The sequence below is a fragment of the Rhizobium sp. P1_E1 genome, assembly GCF_056406015.1.
Map to the genome: position 1 here is coordinate 1 of NZ_JBFUAY010000004.1, position 14,505 is coordinate 14,505.

General features: G+C 62.1%; 9 protein-coding genes and 1 pseudogene. 5 read left to right on the forward strand and 5 right to left on the reverse strand.

Annotated elements, in window-relative coordinates:
* Both AC1D1Z_RS03070 and AC1D1Z_RS03075 read right to left on the reverse strand, forming a co-directional pair.
* A pseudogene (locus AC1D1Z_RS03070) lies at positions 1-530 on the reverse strand (autotransporter outer membrane beta-barrel domain-containing protein); the annotation flags it as partial.
* Between the two features lie 837 nt (positions 531-1,367).
* On the reverse strand, positions 1,368-1,841 hold the full coding sequence (locus AC1D1Z_RS03075; protein WP_130652815.1) for a DUF2306 domain-containing protein: 474 nt from the start codon (positions 1,839-1,841) through the stop codon (positions 1,368-1,370).
* A gap of 47 nt (positions 1,842-1,888) precedes the next feature.
* On the opposite strand from AC1D1Z_RS03075, the gene AC1D1Z_RS03080 reads away from it, so the two are divergent.
* Together AC1D1Z_RS03080 and carB are read left to right on the forward strand one after the other, a co-directional pair.
* The gene (locus AC1D1Z_RS03080; protein ID WP_130652816.1) at positions 1,889-2,665 is read left to right on the forward strand and encodes a LytTR family DNA-binding domain-containing protein; all 777 of its coding nucleotides are present in this window, start codon (positions 1,889-1,891) and stop codon (positions 2,663-2,665) included.
* A gap of 269 nt (positions 2,666-2,934) precedes the next feature.
* Positions 2,935-6,423, forward strand: coding sequence for a carbamoyl-phosphate synthase large subunit (carB, locus tag AC1D1Z_RS03085; RefSeq protein WP_477849465.1), 3,489 nt, complete (start codon positions 2,935-2,937; stop codon positions 6,421-6,423).
* A 77-nt stretch (positions 6,424-6,500) separates the two neighbouring features.
* Here the strand turns inward: carB and AC1D1Z_RS03090 are convergent, their stop codons facing one another.
* Together AC1D1Z_RS03090 and AC1D1Z_RS03095 are read right to left on the reverse strand one after the other, a co-directional pair.
* Entirely contained in the window at positions 6,501-7,955 is a 1,455-nt protein-coding gene (locus AC1D1Z_RS03090; protein ID WP_477849467.1) for a UdgX family uracil-DNA binding protein, read from the reverse strand.
* The gene (locus tag AC1D1Z_RS03095; RefSeq protein WP_028732917.1) at positions 7,955-9,187 is read right to left on the reverse strand and encodes a putative DNA modification/repair radical SAM protein; all 1,233 of its coding nucleotides are present in this window, start codon (positions 9,185-9,187) and stop codon (positions 7,955-7,957) included. The genes AC1D1Z_RS03090 and AC1D1Z_RS03095 overlap by 1 nt, the downstream gene beginning before the upstream one ends.
* A 253-nt stretch (positions 9,188-9,440) precedes the next feature.
* Between AC1D1Z_RS03095 and greA the strand changes: the two genes are divergently transcribed.
* Complete coding sequence (gene greA, locus AC1D1Z_RS03100; RefSeq protein WP_003541639.1) at positions 9,441-9,917, forward strand: transcription elongation factor GreA; 477 nt, start codon at positions 9,441-9,443, stop codon at positions 9,915-9,917.
* A 27-nt stretch (positions 9,918-9,944) separates the two neighbouring features.
* A complete protein-coding gene (locus AC1D1Z_RS03105) occupies positions 9,945-11,003 on the forward strand; it encodes a glycosyltransferase family 4 protein (RefSeq protein ID WP_130652818.1) in 1,059 nt (352 codons plus the stop codon).
* A gap of 73 nt (positions 11,004-11,076) precedes the next feature.
* Here the strand turns inward: AC1D1Z_RS03105 and AC1D1Z_RS03110 are convergent, their stop codons facing one another.
* Complete coding sequence (locus AC1D1Z_RS03110) at positions 11,077-12,411, reverse strand: dicarboxylate/amino acid:cation symporter (RefSeq protein WP_477849471.1); 1,335 nt, start codon at positions 12,409-12,411, stop codon at positions 11,077-11,079.
* 224 nt (positions 12,412-12,635) lie between these two features.
* Between AC1D1Z_RS03110 and AC1D1Z_RS03115 the strand changes: the two genes are divergently transcribed.
* The gene (locus AC1D1Z_RS03115; protein ID WP_130652819.1) at positions 12,636-14,504 is read left to right on the forward strand and encodes an ATP-binding protein; all 1,869 of its coding nucleotides are present in this window, start codon (positions 12,636-12,638) and stop codon (positions 14,502-14,504) included.
* The last annotated feature ends 1 nt before the right edge of the window (position 14,505 follow it).

Consider the following 14,505-nt stretch of genomic DNA (forward strand, 5'->3'; position numbering starts at 1 on the left):
CCGCCACCCGTGACGGTCAGACCGCCGACGCCGGTGAACCCGGACGCTGCGTCGGTGCCCAGCGCGAAGCCGGCGGTGTCAATCGTCAGCCCGCCGGCGAGCAGATTGAGCTCAGTACCGTTGAAACTGTTGATGAAGGTGGCATTATTGGCCCCCGCGCGCAGAATTCCGTTGTCAAAATTGGCCTGGCTCCCGCCGGGGCCGCCCCGAAGGGACAGCGTCTGCAACGTGCCGCCGCCGCTGATGTTGAGTGTGCCCGACGACACGGCATTGCCACCCAGCACCGTATTGGACCCCGTGGTGACTTGTCCGTCGTTCTCAACGTTGAGCGTGCCGATGCCGAAAAAGCCGACATAAAAAGTTCCGCTTGGTATGTTCCATTGCGATCCAGGGCCGGTGACAGTGACGGTCCCGGCGCTTCCGGCTGGTACCCCAAGCCGGGAGCTGCCCGTGCTGGTCAGACGGCTGCCGTTCTGGATCGTCAAAGTCCCAGGCACAGTAGCGCTCTGGCCGACATTTATAGTACCCACCGAGACGCTGACCGGGCCGGTGACACCGAGGATTGCCGGTGTATTGCCCGGTGCACCCGGCGTACTGATGTTGACGGTTGCACCGGCACCAGGAACGGTGCCTCCCGACCAGTTACTCCCGTCCGTCCAGTCGCTGCTTGTCAGTCCGTGCCAGTCAGCGGTTTGAGCCGCCCCGGCGGATAGGACCACAAGCGCCGCCGCCGATACAGTCGAGAGGTACCGGTGTCGCCGAACTGACCACCGACGCCTTCCCGCGCCACTTACCGCAGTTCTCCTGTTAAATAAGACACCCGCCCGCATTATATCGCCCCTCAAAATACCCTTAGAGATTGACTCTAAACGGGATTCAACCGCAATTAACAACCCAGTCGCGAAAAGAACTAGCGGGTGTTCAGAAATTGTCACAGGCGCGGGTGAAAAATGACACCGGACCGCTCGGCAAGCGGCCGCGAGTTCAGCCGCCATTATCTTGGTGAGCTAAGGTCGTGGGCCCCGACCAAGCGAAAGACTGGCGCGCCCTAGTCGTCTTTTGCCCGCGCTTCAAGGCCTCGTCTTCGGGTCGCTTGAATCTCAAGGGTTTTCTATAAGTGGGGCCGCATTTTCTGCCAATTGAATTTCCGTCCCACTTTCGTTGACCGCATCCCTTAGTTTTCAATGGCTTGCGATTTGAACGCTTGGGCCGGTCAGCCGCTGGCCGCCGTTTAGTGCCGAGATCTTGCGCGCAAACTCTCCGCTCGCTTCCGCCGCTTCCCCCCAAAACCCCTTACAGATCAGACGGTCCCGCGAATTCCCGGTAATTCCCAGATAATACCGGTTAGTGCCATGTGCTCTTGCGGGTTACATCACCGCCGCAGCAAGGGCAGCCGGCCATTCCGCTCCGGTGAAGACGACCGCATGCATGATCCGGCCAGGCACGAAAGTGAACAGGCCGGCAAGGACGATGCCGCCGAAATAAAGGCCGGCGACGATGCGTTTGTGCAGACGGATATCGCCGCGGCGGGCCGCCGCGATCGCATTCCAGCTGCCGAACAATGTTGCGATCGACAAAAGATGGATCGGGCTGAACCCGTAGAAGAGATCGAGTTGGTGAATGAAGAAACTTGATATTGCCGTTACAATCATCAGCACCATCCAGATCCTGCCGAGCAGCCGGTGCAGCGGCGTGCCCTTGGGGCGCAGCAGGATATAGGCGCCGAGAAGGGCCGCCGGCGTAACAGCGGCGACATGGATCTGAACGGCGAGCGGGGCATCGAAGAGCGGTTCGAGGGTCATGAGCGGCATCCGGTTGAATTCGATCGCTCTTTCCGCCAAGACTTCATCTGCCTCAATCCGAACCGCGCGAACGGCAGGAAAACTTCGTGATTCACCCCTTCTTGCAATCCACGCTTCGCGAATTGCAGGTCTTTCTCCACTCCCGGCGCTTCTGGGGAACCTTTGCCGCGATCGTCCTGCTCTTTGCCTTCACCGGCCCCTACGGCACGATGCAAAGCATGGCCTTCGGCGAACGCCTCGCCTATTGGCTGAGCCTGCATGCCCTTGCCTGGGTGATCGCCATCCTCTACGCGGTCGCGGCCGAAAGACTGCTGCGGGAGGTGATCGTTTCCATGTTCGCCCGCATGATGACGGGTTCGCTCGCCGCCGCCCTGCCGATCGGCTTTGCCATCGGCCTCGTCGACTATGTCTTCACCGGCGAAACGACCACGCTGCAAAGCGGCCTGCAGCACGCGCTTTTTGCGGTGCCGCTCTGCGCCGTCTTCTGCCTTTTGACCTATATGGCGATGAGCCAGAAAATCGCCGAAGCCGCAGCACCTCACGAAACCAGCCCCGGCGCCTCGATCCTCGACCGGCTGAAGCCTGAAAACCGTGGCTCGCTGCTGCGCCTTTCCGTCCAGGATCACTATACCGAGGTGGTGACCGGCCGCGGGCGCGAACTGGTGCTGCTGCGTTTTGCCGACGCGCTGAAGGAAACCGCCGCAACGCCGGGCCTTCGCGTTCATCGCTCGCACTGGGTGGCCGACGCCCATGTCGAAAGCCTGAAACGCGACAATGGCAGGCTGCTGATCCTCACCCGCGACGGCACGAGAATCCCGGTTAGCCGCAGCTATGCCGAGGATGTGCGCCGCCGCTTCACCTAAAGAAGACGCGCCAAACACTTGACGGGACTCCCGCTTTCGCTCTTCCGGAAGCAGGGCGGCGGCGAAATCCGGGTTGCGGTCGTGTCTGATGGAAAATAGTCTTTCGCGCCGTGTTGGATTCCTGTCGATTCCGCGATTTATGGGGTTCCGTTTGCAAATACATTTGCCTATAAGCCGCTTCTAGCCTGAAAAGACCCAGCATGCGCGACCCGACCCGGTGATCTCCCACCCTGGCCGGCTTTCTGCGCAGCCAGAAAACGGAAGCACTCATGCCGAAGCGCCAAGATATCAAATCGATCCTCATCATCGGCGCGGGACCGATCGTCATCGGCCAGGCTTGTGAGTTCGACTATTCCGGCACCCAGGCCTGCAAGGCGCTGAAGGAGGAAGGCTACCGCGTCATCCTCGTCAACTCCAACCCGGCGACGATCATGACCGATCCGGGCCTTGCCGACGCCACCTATGTCGAGCCGATTACCCCCGAAGTCGTCGCCAAGATCATCGCCAAGGAGCGCCCGGATGCGCTGCTGCCGACCATGGGCGGCCAGACGGCGCTGAACACCGCGCTTTCGCTGAAGCGCATGGGCGTGCTCGACCGTTACAATGTCGAGATGATCGGCGCCAAGCCCGCCGCCATCGACATGGCCGAGGACCGCGCGCTGTTTCGCGAGGCGATGGCCCGTATCGGGCTGGAAACCCCGCGCTCGATGCTGGCGAACGCCACCGACATCAAGGACCTCGACCGCAAGACGCACGAGGCCGAGCGCAACAAGCTGCGCGAAAGCCTCTCCGGATCCGATCTCGACAAGGCGCTGGACGAGCTGGAAAACCAGTGGAACCTCGGCGAGAGCGACCGCAAGCAGCGTTATATGAGCCATGCCATGGCGATTGCCGCCCAGGCGATCGACCATGTCGGCCTGCCTGCCATCATCCGCCCCTCCTTCACGCTCGGCGGCACCGGCGGCGGCATCGCCTACAATCGCTCGGAATTCTTCGAGATCGTCGGCGGCGGCCTCGACGCCTCGCCGACCACCGAAGTGCTGGTCGAGGAATCGGTGCTCGGCTGGAAGGAATATGAAATGGAGGTCGTCCGCGACAAGGCGGACAACTGCATCATCATCTGCTCGATCGAGAACATTGATCCGATGGGCGTCCACACCGGCGATTCGATCACCGTCGCGCCGGCGCTGACGCTGACGGACAAGGAATACCAGATCATGCGCAACGCCTCGATCGCGGTGCTGCGCGAAATCGGGGTCGAGACCGGCGGCTCGAACGTCCAGTTCGCCGTCAATCCGAAGGACGGCCGTCTCGTCGTCATCGAAATGAACCCGCGCGTCTCGCGCTCGTCGGCGCTCGCCTCGAAGGCCACCGGTTTCCCGATCGCCAAGATCGCCGCCAAGCTCGCGATCGGCTATACGCTGGACGAACTGGATAACGACATCACTGGCGGCGCAACGCCTGCCTCCTTCGAACCGTCGATCGACTACGTCGTCACCAAGATCCCGCGTTTCGCCTTCGAGAAATTCCCCGGCGCCTCGCCGGTGCTGACGACCGCGATGAAATCGGTCGGCGAAGTCATGGCGATCGGCCGCACCTTCGCCGAATCGCTGCAAAAGGCGCTGCGTGGCTTGGAAACCGGCCTGACGGGCCTCGACGAGATCGAGATCCCCGGCTTTGAAGAGGGCGAATCCAGCCAGAACGCCATCCGCGCCGCAATCGGCACACCGACGCCCGATCGCCTGCGCATGGTCGCCCAGGCGCTGCGCCAGGGCATGAGCGAAGCCGAAGTCCACGAGGGCTGCAAAATCGATCCCTGGTTCATCGCCGAACTGAAGGCGATCGTCGAGATGGAGGCCCGGATTCGCGAGCACGGCCTGCCTGATGATGCCGCTAACCTGCGCATGTTGAAGGCCATGGGCTTTTCCGACGCGCGCCTGGCGACGCTAACCGGCAAGCGCCCGAAGGAAGTCGCCGAATTCCGCAACAGCCTGAACGTCCGGCCTGTCTTCAAGCGCATCGATACCTGTGCGGCCGAATTCGCCTCGCCGACCGCCTATATGTATTCGACCTATGAGACGCCTTTCGTCGGCGCCGCTCGCTCCGAAGCTGAAGTGTCGGACCGCAAGAAGGTTGTTATCCTTGGCGGCGGCCCGAACCGTATCGGCCAGGGCATCGAGTTCGACTATTGCTGCTGCCACGCCGCCTTCGCGCTCAAGGATGCGGGTTATGAGGCGATCATGATCAACTGCAACCCGGAAACCGTCTCGACCGACTACGATACGTCGGACCGCCTCTATTTCGAGCCGCTAACGGCCGAAGACGTGATCGAGATCCTGCGGGCAGAACAGGAAAAGGGCGAAGTCGTCGGCGTCATCGTCCAGTTCGGCGGCCAGACGCCGCTGAAGCTCGCCGAGGCCCTCGAAAAGAACGGCATCCCGATCCTCGGCACCGCGCCCGACATGATCGACCTTGCCGAGGACCGCGACCGCTTCCAGAAGCTGTTGATGAAGCTCGACCTCAACCAGCCGAACAACGGCATCGCTTATTCGGTCGAGCAGGCCCGCATGGTTGCCACCGAAATCGGCTTCCCGCTGGTCGTGCGTCCCTCTTACGTGCTCGGCGGCCGCGCCATGCAGATCCTGCATTCGGAAGGCCAGTTGCAGACCTACCTGCTCGATACCGTGCCTGAACTCGTGCCTGAGGATATCAAGCAGCGCTATCCCAACGACAAGACCGGCCAGATCAACACCCTGCTCGGCAAGAACCCGCTGCTCTTCGACAGCTATCTCAGCAACGCCATCGAAGTCGATGTCGACTGCCTCTCCGACGGCACCGATGTCTATGTTGCCGGCATCATGGAGCATATTGAGGAAGCCGGCATCCATTCCGGCGACAGCGCCTGCTCGCTGCCGCCGCGGTCGCTGTCGGTCGAACTGCTCGACGAGCTGGAGCGCCAGGCCAAGGCCATGGCCAAGGCGCTCAATGTCGGCGGCCTGATGAACGTTCAGTTCGCCATCAAGGATGGCACCGTCTACGTTCTCGAAGTCAATCCGCGCGCCTCGCGCACCGTGCCCTTTGTCGCAAAGACCATCGGCGCGCCGATCGCCAAGATCRCCGCCCGCGTCATGGCCGGCGAGAAACTCGATGCGACCTTCGCCGCCTATGGGCAAAAGCCCGATCCGCGCAAGCTGAAGCACATCGCTGTCAAGGAAGCCGTCTTCCCCTTCGCCCGCTTCCCCGGCGTCGACACGCTGCTCGGCCCGGAAATGCGCTCGACGGGTGAAGTCATCGGCCTCGATACCGATTTTGCGCTGGCTTTCGCCAAGTCGCAGCTTGGCGCCGGCGTCGAGCTGCCGCGTGACGGGACGGTCTTCGTCTCCGTCCGCGACGCGGATAAGCCGCGCGTGCTGCCGGCGATCCGCATCCTCGTCGAGCAGGGCTTCAAAGTGCTGGCGACCGGCGGCACTGCCCGCTTCCTTGGCGAAAACGGCATCACCGCTACCAAGATCAACAAGGTGCTCGAAGGCCGTCCGCACATCGAGGACGCGATCCGCAACCGCCAGGTCCAGCTCGTCATCAACACCACCGATGGCAACAAGGCGATCTCGGACTCCAAGTCGCTGCGCCGTGCGACGCTGATGCAGAAGGTGCCCTACTACACGACGATGGCAGGCGCAGAGGCCGCCGCCCAGGCGATCAAGGCGCTGAAAGCCGGCAATCTGGAAGTGCGGCCGCTGCAGAGCTATTTCGCCTGAGATACGGAACGCCATCGCTCGATGAGCGATGGCGCCAGCCTTGCCGCTGAGGCATCGCCGGAGGCTTCGGAATCAGTTTATGCAGCCGCCAGCATAAGGCGCTGAATTGTCAGCATATCTTCGCGAAATCGTGCCAGTTCATCCGCTTTCAGCCGCTCGTCGGGAATACGCAGCAGATAGGATGGATGCACCGTCACGAAGAGCGTTCGCCTCTCGTCGATCGCGACCGCTTTCCCCCTGACATCCTGCAGCCGCTGTTTCGTATCGGTCAGCGCCGCGAGCGCAGTCGCCCCCATCGCAACGACCAGCTTCGGCTTGATCAGCGCCATCTCCAGATCGAGCCACCAGCGGCAATGCTTCACCTCGCCCATATTAGGCTTCTGATGGATGCGACGCTTGCCGCGCGGCTCATATTTGAAATGCTTGACGGCATTGGTGACGTAAAGCGATGAGCGGTCGATGCCCGCTTCTTTGATCACTTGATCGAGGAGCCTGCCGGCAGGACCGACGAAGGGGCGCCCTGATATATCCTCCTGGTCGCCCGGCTGCTCGCCGACGAACATCACCTCGGCATCGCGCGGCCCCTCCCCGAATACGGTTTGCGTCGCCTTCGCATGAAGCGGACAACGGGTGCAGACGGCAGCTTCCGCGCGCAGTGCTTCCAGCGTGCCCGCCGGCGCTTCGGGCGCGGCAGGAATAGTGCGCGCGGCTTCCTGCAGGCGATCGTGAAAGGGCAACGATTGGGTCGCCTCCCRCGCGGCCATGGCCCGCACCTTGCTCTCCGCCGATGCGATCAGCCCGGGGATGAGATCGGCTTCCGCCAGGTTCTTCCAGTATTTTTTCGGCATCTCCGCCTGCATCGCCTTCAGCTTCAACCGCGCCGGATTGAAAATGCTGGCGTAGTAGGTGCGCCAAAGTTCATCGGCAGCATCGGTGAGATTGGGTTTTTCGCACGGCTCGTCGCTCATCGTCAGCCGCTCGCCGTCCCAGGCGGCCGAACCCTTGGGCGTGGCGATCAGCCAGTCCATGTCGGTGAAGCGCCGTTGGAAGAAGGGCGCTGTGCGCCTGACGATATGATGATCCGGCTCGAACCAGGCGAGGAATTTTCGACGGTCCGCCGATACCGCACCGACCTCCTTGAAGCGGACGAAGGCCGTCATCTTGTGCGCGTCGCGTCGAACGTTTTTCGCCATCAGCCTGGCATGGGCAACGTCCTCGTCGGAAGCCACTTCCAGCAGTTGCCGGTCCAGTTGCAGCCGCCAGAGCAGACGGTAAAGCAGGGAAAAGCGCGCCGGGTCGGTATGGCAGAGAACTGTCTGCGCGAGCTCGATGAAGGCGGGCGGCACCGTCATCGGCTTACGTGCCGTGACAGGCGCCGGCGGCATGGCGTCGCGTTGAAACGCAAGGTCCGCCTCCGCGCCTTTTTCGCGCCAATCGATCTCTTCCGGCAGGATGCCCGCAGCCGCGAAAGCGCGCGCGGCGTCACGCCATTCGGCAAGCTCCCCTCGTCCTGCAAGCACGACCCGGCGCATCACAGCAACGACAATTGTTCAGGTTGCGGTTCGAACATGGCGCGAAGGTCGGGGCGCTCGATCAATCGGCGCGGCGACCAGCCTTCCGCCGAGATGAAGGATTGGACCTTCTTGATCGAAATGCCGAGCCGCTGGAGATCGTCCAACCGCAACCGGCGAAACCGCCGAGCCGAAACGATCGCTTTGACCGTCTTGGTGCCGAGCCCCGGCACGCGCAGCAACCGTTCACGCTCGGCCCTGTTGATATCGACGGGAAACTCGGCCCGGTTGGCGAGCGCCCAGGCAAGTTTGGGGTCGAGCGTGAGATCGAGCATGCCACCCGCCTGGTTCGCGGTGATCTCGTCGATGCCGAAACCGTAGAATCGGTAGAGCCAATCGGCCTGATAGAGCCGGTGCTCGCGCATCAGCGGCGGCTTGATCAGAGGCAGATTTTTCGACGAGTCCGGGATGGGGCTGAAGGCGGAATAATAGACGCGCTTCAGGCCGTAGCTGCTGTAAAGCCGGCCGCTGGTCGCAAGAATCGTCGCATCGTTCGCCCCGTCGGCGCCGACGATCATCTGCGTGCTCTGGCCGGCCGGCACGAAACGCTGACGCTTCTTCGTCCGCAGCGTCGGTTCGCTGGCGGCCTCGATCTTCAGCCTCAGATCTCCCATCGATCGCCGGATATTGGCAGGCTTCTTTTCCGGCGCGAAGCGGGTGATGCCGTTATCCGTCGGCAACTCTATATTGAGCGACAGCCTGTCGGCATGAAGCCCCGCCTCCTCGATCAGACGCGGTGACGCCTCGGGGATCGATTTCAGATGGATATAGCCACGGAAATTATGGGTCACACGCAGTTCGCGGACGATGCGGACCATCTCTTCCATCGTGTAATCGGACGAACGAATGATGCCGGAGGAAAGGAACAGGCCTTCGATATAGTTGCGGCGGTAGAATTCCAGCGTCAGCCAGATGACCTCCTCGGGCGTAAAGCGCGCCCGTTCGACATTGCTCGACGAGCGATTGACGCAATAGGCGCAGTCGTAGATGCAGAAATTGGTCAGCAGTATTTTTAGAAGCGAAATGCACCGCCCGTCCGGTGCATAGGCATGACAGATGCCGGATCCCTCGGTCGAACCGAGCCCGCCACTTGCCCGGGAATCACGTTTCACCGTGCCGCTGGAAGCGCAGGAAGCGTCATATTTCGCGGCATCGGAAAGGATGGCCAAGCGTTCTGTGAGCGACTTCTTCATTAGTATGTTCACTATATGTTCTCTTGTGCGGAGTCAATCGGGACGATCGGATTTCTGCCCATTCTCAAGGCGCACCACCTGATATCGGGGCGGGCGGCGTTTCTCTTATGCGAATTTTCTGGAAATCGGCCGTGGCGATCTGCTATAAGCGTCCGACTAAGATTGTGGCACGGTTCCGAAGCTCCCCTTCGGGACCTGTTTTCTTTTGTGTTCGCCGCTGATTGTGCGGATACGAGGATTGAAGGACAGAAAAATGGTTGAAAAGGTACCGATGACACCGGGCGGTTTCGTCAAGCTGCAGGAAGAGCTGCGCTGGCGCCAGCAGGAGGAGCGCCCCCGAATCATCGAGGCGATCGCCGAAGCCCGTGCTCATGGCGACCTTTCCGAAAACGCCGAATACCACGCCGCCAAGGAAGCCCAGAGCCACAATGAAGGCCGCATCAGCGAGTTGGAAGACCTGACGGCGCGCGCCGAGGTCATCGACCTCACCAAGATGTCGGGCGACAAGATCAAGTTCGGCGCCAAGGTGAAGCTCATCGACGAGGACACCGAGGAAGAAAAGACCTACCAGATCGTCGGCGACCAGGAAGCCGACGTCAAGGCCGGCCGCATCTCCATCTCCTCGCCAATCGCCCGTGCGCTGATCGGCAAGGAAGTCGGCGATTCCATCGAGGTCAACGCGCCGGGCGGCTCCAAGGCCTACGAAATCCTCCAGGTTTCCTGGGGCTGATCGCCCGCGAGCCGCGAGACCCCTCCCTTGCCTGATATCCGTGACGTCGAGATCATTGCGCCCAATTTCAAGCGCCGGCTCTCCGGCGTCACGTCGACGATCGTCCAGCTCATCCCGTGCCAGATCCGGCTCGGCATCAAGATCGCGACACTCGGCCCCGGCCTGCCGGAGGACCTGCCGAAACTGAAGTGGCGGCAGCTCCTCGGCCTTTGGCGCCCGCCGGCGCGCCCGCGCCGGCGTGTCTGGCACGCTCGCCGCAACAACGAGATGGCCGTCGGCATCCTGCTTCGCCATCTCACGCGCATGCCGCTGAAGCTTCTCTTCACCTCGGCCGCGCAACGCCGCCACACCGCCTATACGAAATGGCTGATCCGTCGCATGGACGCCGTTATCGCGACCAGCGACCGTTCCGGCTCGTTCCTCGAGGTGCCGCACACGGTCATCCAGCACGGCGTCGACCTTGCTCTGTTCCATCCGCCGGAAACCGCAGAGGACGGCATCGCCGCCACCGGCCTGCCCGGCCGCCATCTCGTCGGCTGCTTCGGCCGTGTGCGCCATCAGAAAGGCACTGATCTTTTCGTGACGGCGATGATCGAACTCCTGCCGCAGCATACTGAGTGGACGGCAGTCGTCTCCGGCCGCGTGACGGCGGAGCACGTGGCATTCGCAGACAAACTCAAGGCGGACGTCGCCGCCGCCGGACTGAGCGACCGTATCCTCTTTCTCGGCGAAGTGCCTGACATCAAGATCTGGTATCGCCGCCTGACGCTTTATGTCGCCCCCTCCCGCAACGAGGGCTTCGGCCTGACGCCGCTCGAAGCCATGGCCTCGCGAACCGCGGTGGTGGCATCGGATGCGGGCGCCTATGCCGAGCTCATCGTCACGGGCGAGACAGGTTCGGTCGTCGCCGCCGGCGATGGCGAGGCGCTGACGCGGGCAATCGCGCCCTATATCGCAGATCCCGTTCTGGCGCTCGCGCATGGCGAGAATGCGCTGCGGCATGTCAGGGCGAATTTCGCGCTGGAGAAGGAAGCAAGTGCGATCGGCGCCGTTTATAACAGTCTTCTCGGCGACAATCGCAGCTGAAGCCGAAAAGAGAAACGGCCCGTTGGATGACGGGCCGCTGCAGGGTTTCTAAGGATAAGGGGATAGCGGCTGACTATTCGGCCGGCTGCAGCCCGGCAGCCGAAGTATCCTCTCCGGTCTGGCCGCCCAGTGCTGCGGCGAGTTGCACCGTATCCAGCTCGTTTTCCCAACGTGCCACGACGATCGTCGCCACCGCATTGCCGACGAGGTTGGTCAGCGCCCGGCATTCCGACATGAAGCGGTCGATGCCGAGAATGAGTGCCATGCCAGCGACCGGCACGGATGGGACGACGGAGAGCGTTGCGGCAAGTGTGATGAAGCCGGCGCCGGTGATGCCTGCGGCACCCTTCGAGCTCAGCATCGCCACCAGCAGCAGCAGGATCTGGTCACCCCAGGAGAGATGGATGCCGGTTGCCTGAGCAATGAACAGCGCTGCCAGCGTCATGTAGATGTTGGTGCCGTCAAGATTGAAGGAATAGCCGGTCGGGATGACGAGGCCGACGACCGAGCGCTTGCAACCGGCCTTTTCCATCTTGTTCATCAGCCCCGGAAGTGCGGCTTCCGAAGACGAGGTGCCGAGGACCAGCAGCAGTTCTTCCTTGATGTAGCGCAGCAGCGCCACGATCGAGAAGCCGTTGTAGCGGGCAACAGCACCGAGAACGATGAAGACGAAGAGCAGAGACGTGATGTAGAAAGTGCCGATCAGCATGGCAAGGTTGGCGATCGATCCGACGCCGTACTTGCCGATGGTGAATGCCATGGCGCCGAAGGCGCCGATCGGGGCAGCCTTCATGAGGATGGCGACGAGCTTGAACACGGGAGCCGTCAGGGAATTGAGGAAGTTGACGACCTGCTCGCCCTTTTCGCCGACCATGGCGAGCGCGATGCCGAAGAGCACCGAGAAGAACAGAACCTGCAGAATATCGCCATCGGCAAAGGCGCCGACAATCGTCGTCGGGATGATGTTGGTGAGGAAGCCGACGATGCTCTGCTCATGCGCCTTGGCGGCAAAGGTGGCGACGGCGGCCGGATCCAGCGAGGCCGGATCGATGTTCATGCCGGCGCCTGGCTGGACGACATTGGCGACGATCAGGCCGATGATGAGCGCCAATGTCGAGAAGGTCAGGAAGTACAGCATCGCCTTGCCGGCGACGCGGCCGACCTTCTGCAGGTCGCTCATGCCGGCAATGCCGGTCGCAACCGTCAGAAAGAKCACCGGCGCAATGATCATCTTGACGAGCTTGATGAAGGCATCGCCGAGCGGCTTCAGCTGGGTGCCGAGTTCGGGATAGAAATGACCGAGAAGGATACCCGCAGCGATGGCCACGAGAACCTGAACGTAAAGATGGCTATAAAAGGGCTTCTTGCCCTTGCTGCCTGCGACTGCATCGAGTGGTGCTGCGATCATGATGTCCTCCTAGTGGCTCGTCCGGAACGAACTCCGGCCTCCCGAGCCGTTCGCTTCAAGTCCAACAGCTCAGCCGTTGTTGCCACCTCCTTCGCAATCGCCGTGCCAGTTTTAAGCCGCCAACCAACCGATTGAATTTATTAATGAAAAATTTACGAGACTGCTGACAACTCATTAATCAATGCGGAAATCCGCACAAATCCATTTGCGTTTCGTGCAGAACAATGCACAAATCCGCCATGTCCGTGTCGCAGAAATTGTGGCCTTCCCTGCCCCTGCAACACCGCATCCGCCGGATGTGGTGGGCCTATGCCGCGCTCGCCTTCCTCGCCGTCGTCGCAAGCCTTTGGACCAGCGGCGAGATCGGCCAGCACCGGGCGGAGGCTGCCCTCGAGGAGCAGGCCCGCATGGATGTGACGCTGAATGCGGCGTTGCTGCGCACGGTCCTCGAAAAATACCGGGCGCTTCCCTTCGTGCTGTCGCAGGACACCGCGCTCGCCGCGGCGCTGGTGGGAAACGATGCCGGCACGTTCGAGCGGCTCAGTCAGAAGCTGGAAATGCTGGCGGCGGGCACGAAGGCCGCCGTCATCTATGTCATCGACAAGGACGGCATCGCGGTTTCGGCCAGCAACTGGCGCGAGCCGACGAGCTTCGTCGGCAATGACTACCGCTTCCGGGAGTATTTTCAGGGGGCGGTCGAACGAGGACAGGCCGAGCACTTCGCGCTCGGCACGGTCAGCAAGAAACCGGGTCTTTATATCTCGCAGCGGATTTCGGGCAGCAATGGCTTGCTGGGTGTCGTCGTGGTCAAGGTCGAATTCGACGACGTCGAGGCGGATTGGAACGCCTCCGGCACCCCGTCCTACGTCGTTGACGAGCGTGGCATTGTCCTCATCACCAGTCTTCCATCATGGCGGTTCATGACGATCGGCCGGATCGCCGAAGACCGGCTGACAGCGATCCGCGAAAGCCTCCAATTCGGCGCTGCGCCACTTCAACCCCTGCCCCTCGACATGGTCCGAAACCTCGGCGAAGGGCTCGATGTCGTCGAGATCGTCATGCCCGGCGATGCCGGGAAAACCAGGTTTCTCGATGTCGCAACGTCGGTGCCGGCGACCGGATGGCATTTGCAGCATCTGGTGGCGCTGGGGCCGTCCGTCGATGCGGGGATTCGCGAAGCCCGCATGCTGGCATTGCTCATACTCTTGCCACTGCTGGCCGGAGCAGCCTTCCTCTTGCGCCGCCGCCATACGATCGCCCTGCGGATCTCGAGCGAACAGCAAGCACGAGAGGAACTGGAACGGCGGGTAGTCGAGCGGACGCTGGATCTCAGCCAGGCGCGGGACCGGCTGCAGGCTGAAATCATCGGCCACAAGAGCACCGAGCAAAAGCTGCAGGCGGTGCAGCAGGATCTGGTGCAGGCCAATCGGCTGGCCATCCTGGGCCAGGTGGCCGCCGGCGTCGCTCATGAGATCAACCAGCCGGTGGCGACCATCCGTGCCTATGCGGATAACGCCCGCACCTTCCTCGATCGCGGCCAGACTGCGCCTGCCGGCGAAAATCTCGAAAGCATTGCGGCGCTGACGGAGCGCATAGGTTCGATCACCGAGGAGCTGAAGACCTTTGCCCGCAAGGGCCGCGGCAGCGCCGAACCAACAGGATTGAAGGACGTCATCGAGGGCGCGGTGATGCTGTTGCGCAGCCGGTTTGCCGGCCGCATGGACACGCTCGACATCGACCTGCCGCCCGACGAACTGCAGGTGATGGGAAACCGGATTCGTCTCGAGCAGGTCCTCATCAACCTGCTTCAGAACGCCCTGGAGGCGGTGGCGCCGAAGGCCGGAGAGGGTCGCGTCGAGATCAGAACATCAACTGACGCGGGGATGGTAACGGTGACAGTCGCCGACAACGGCCCCGGCATTCCCCCGGAAATCCGTAAAGGCTTGTTCACGCCGTTCAATACCTCGAAGGAAAGCGGTCTCGGCCTTGGCCTCGTCATCTCCAAGGATATCGTCGGCGACTACGGCGGCCGGATGGACGTTGCAAGCGACAGCGGTGGTACCCGGTTCATCGTTCAGCTGAGGAAGGCTTGAG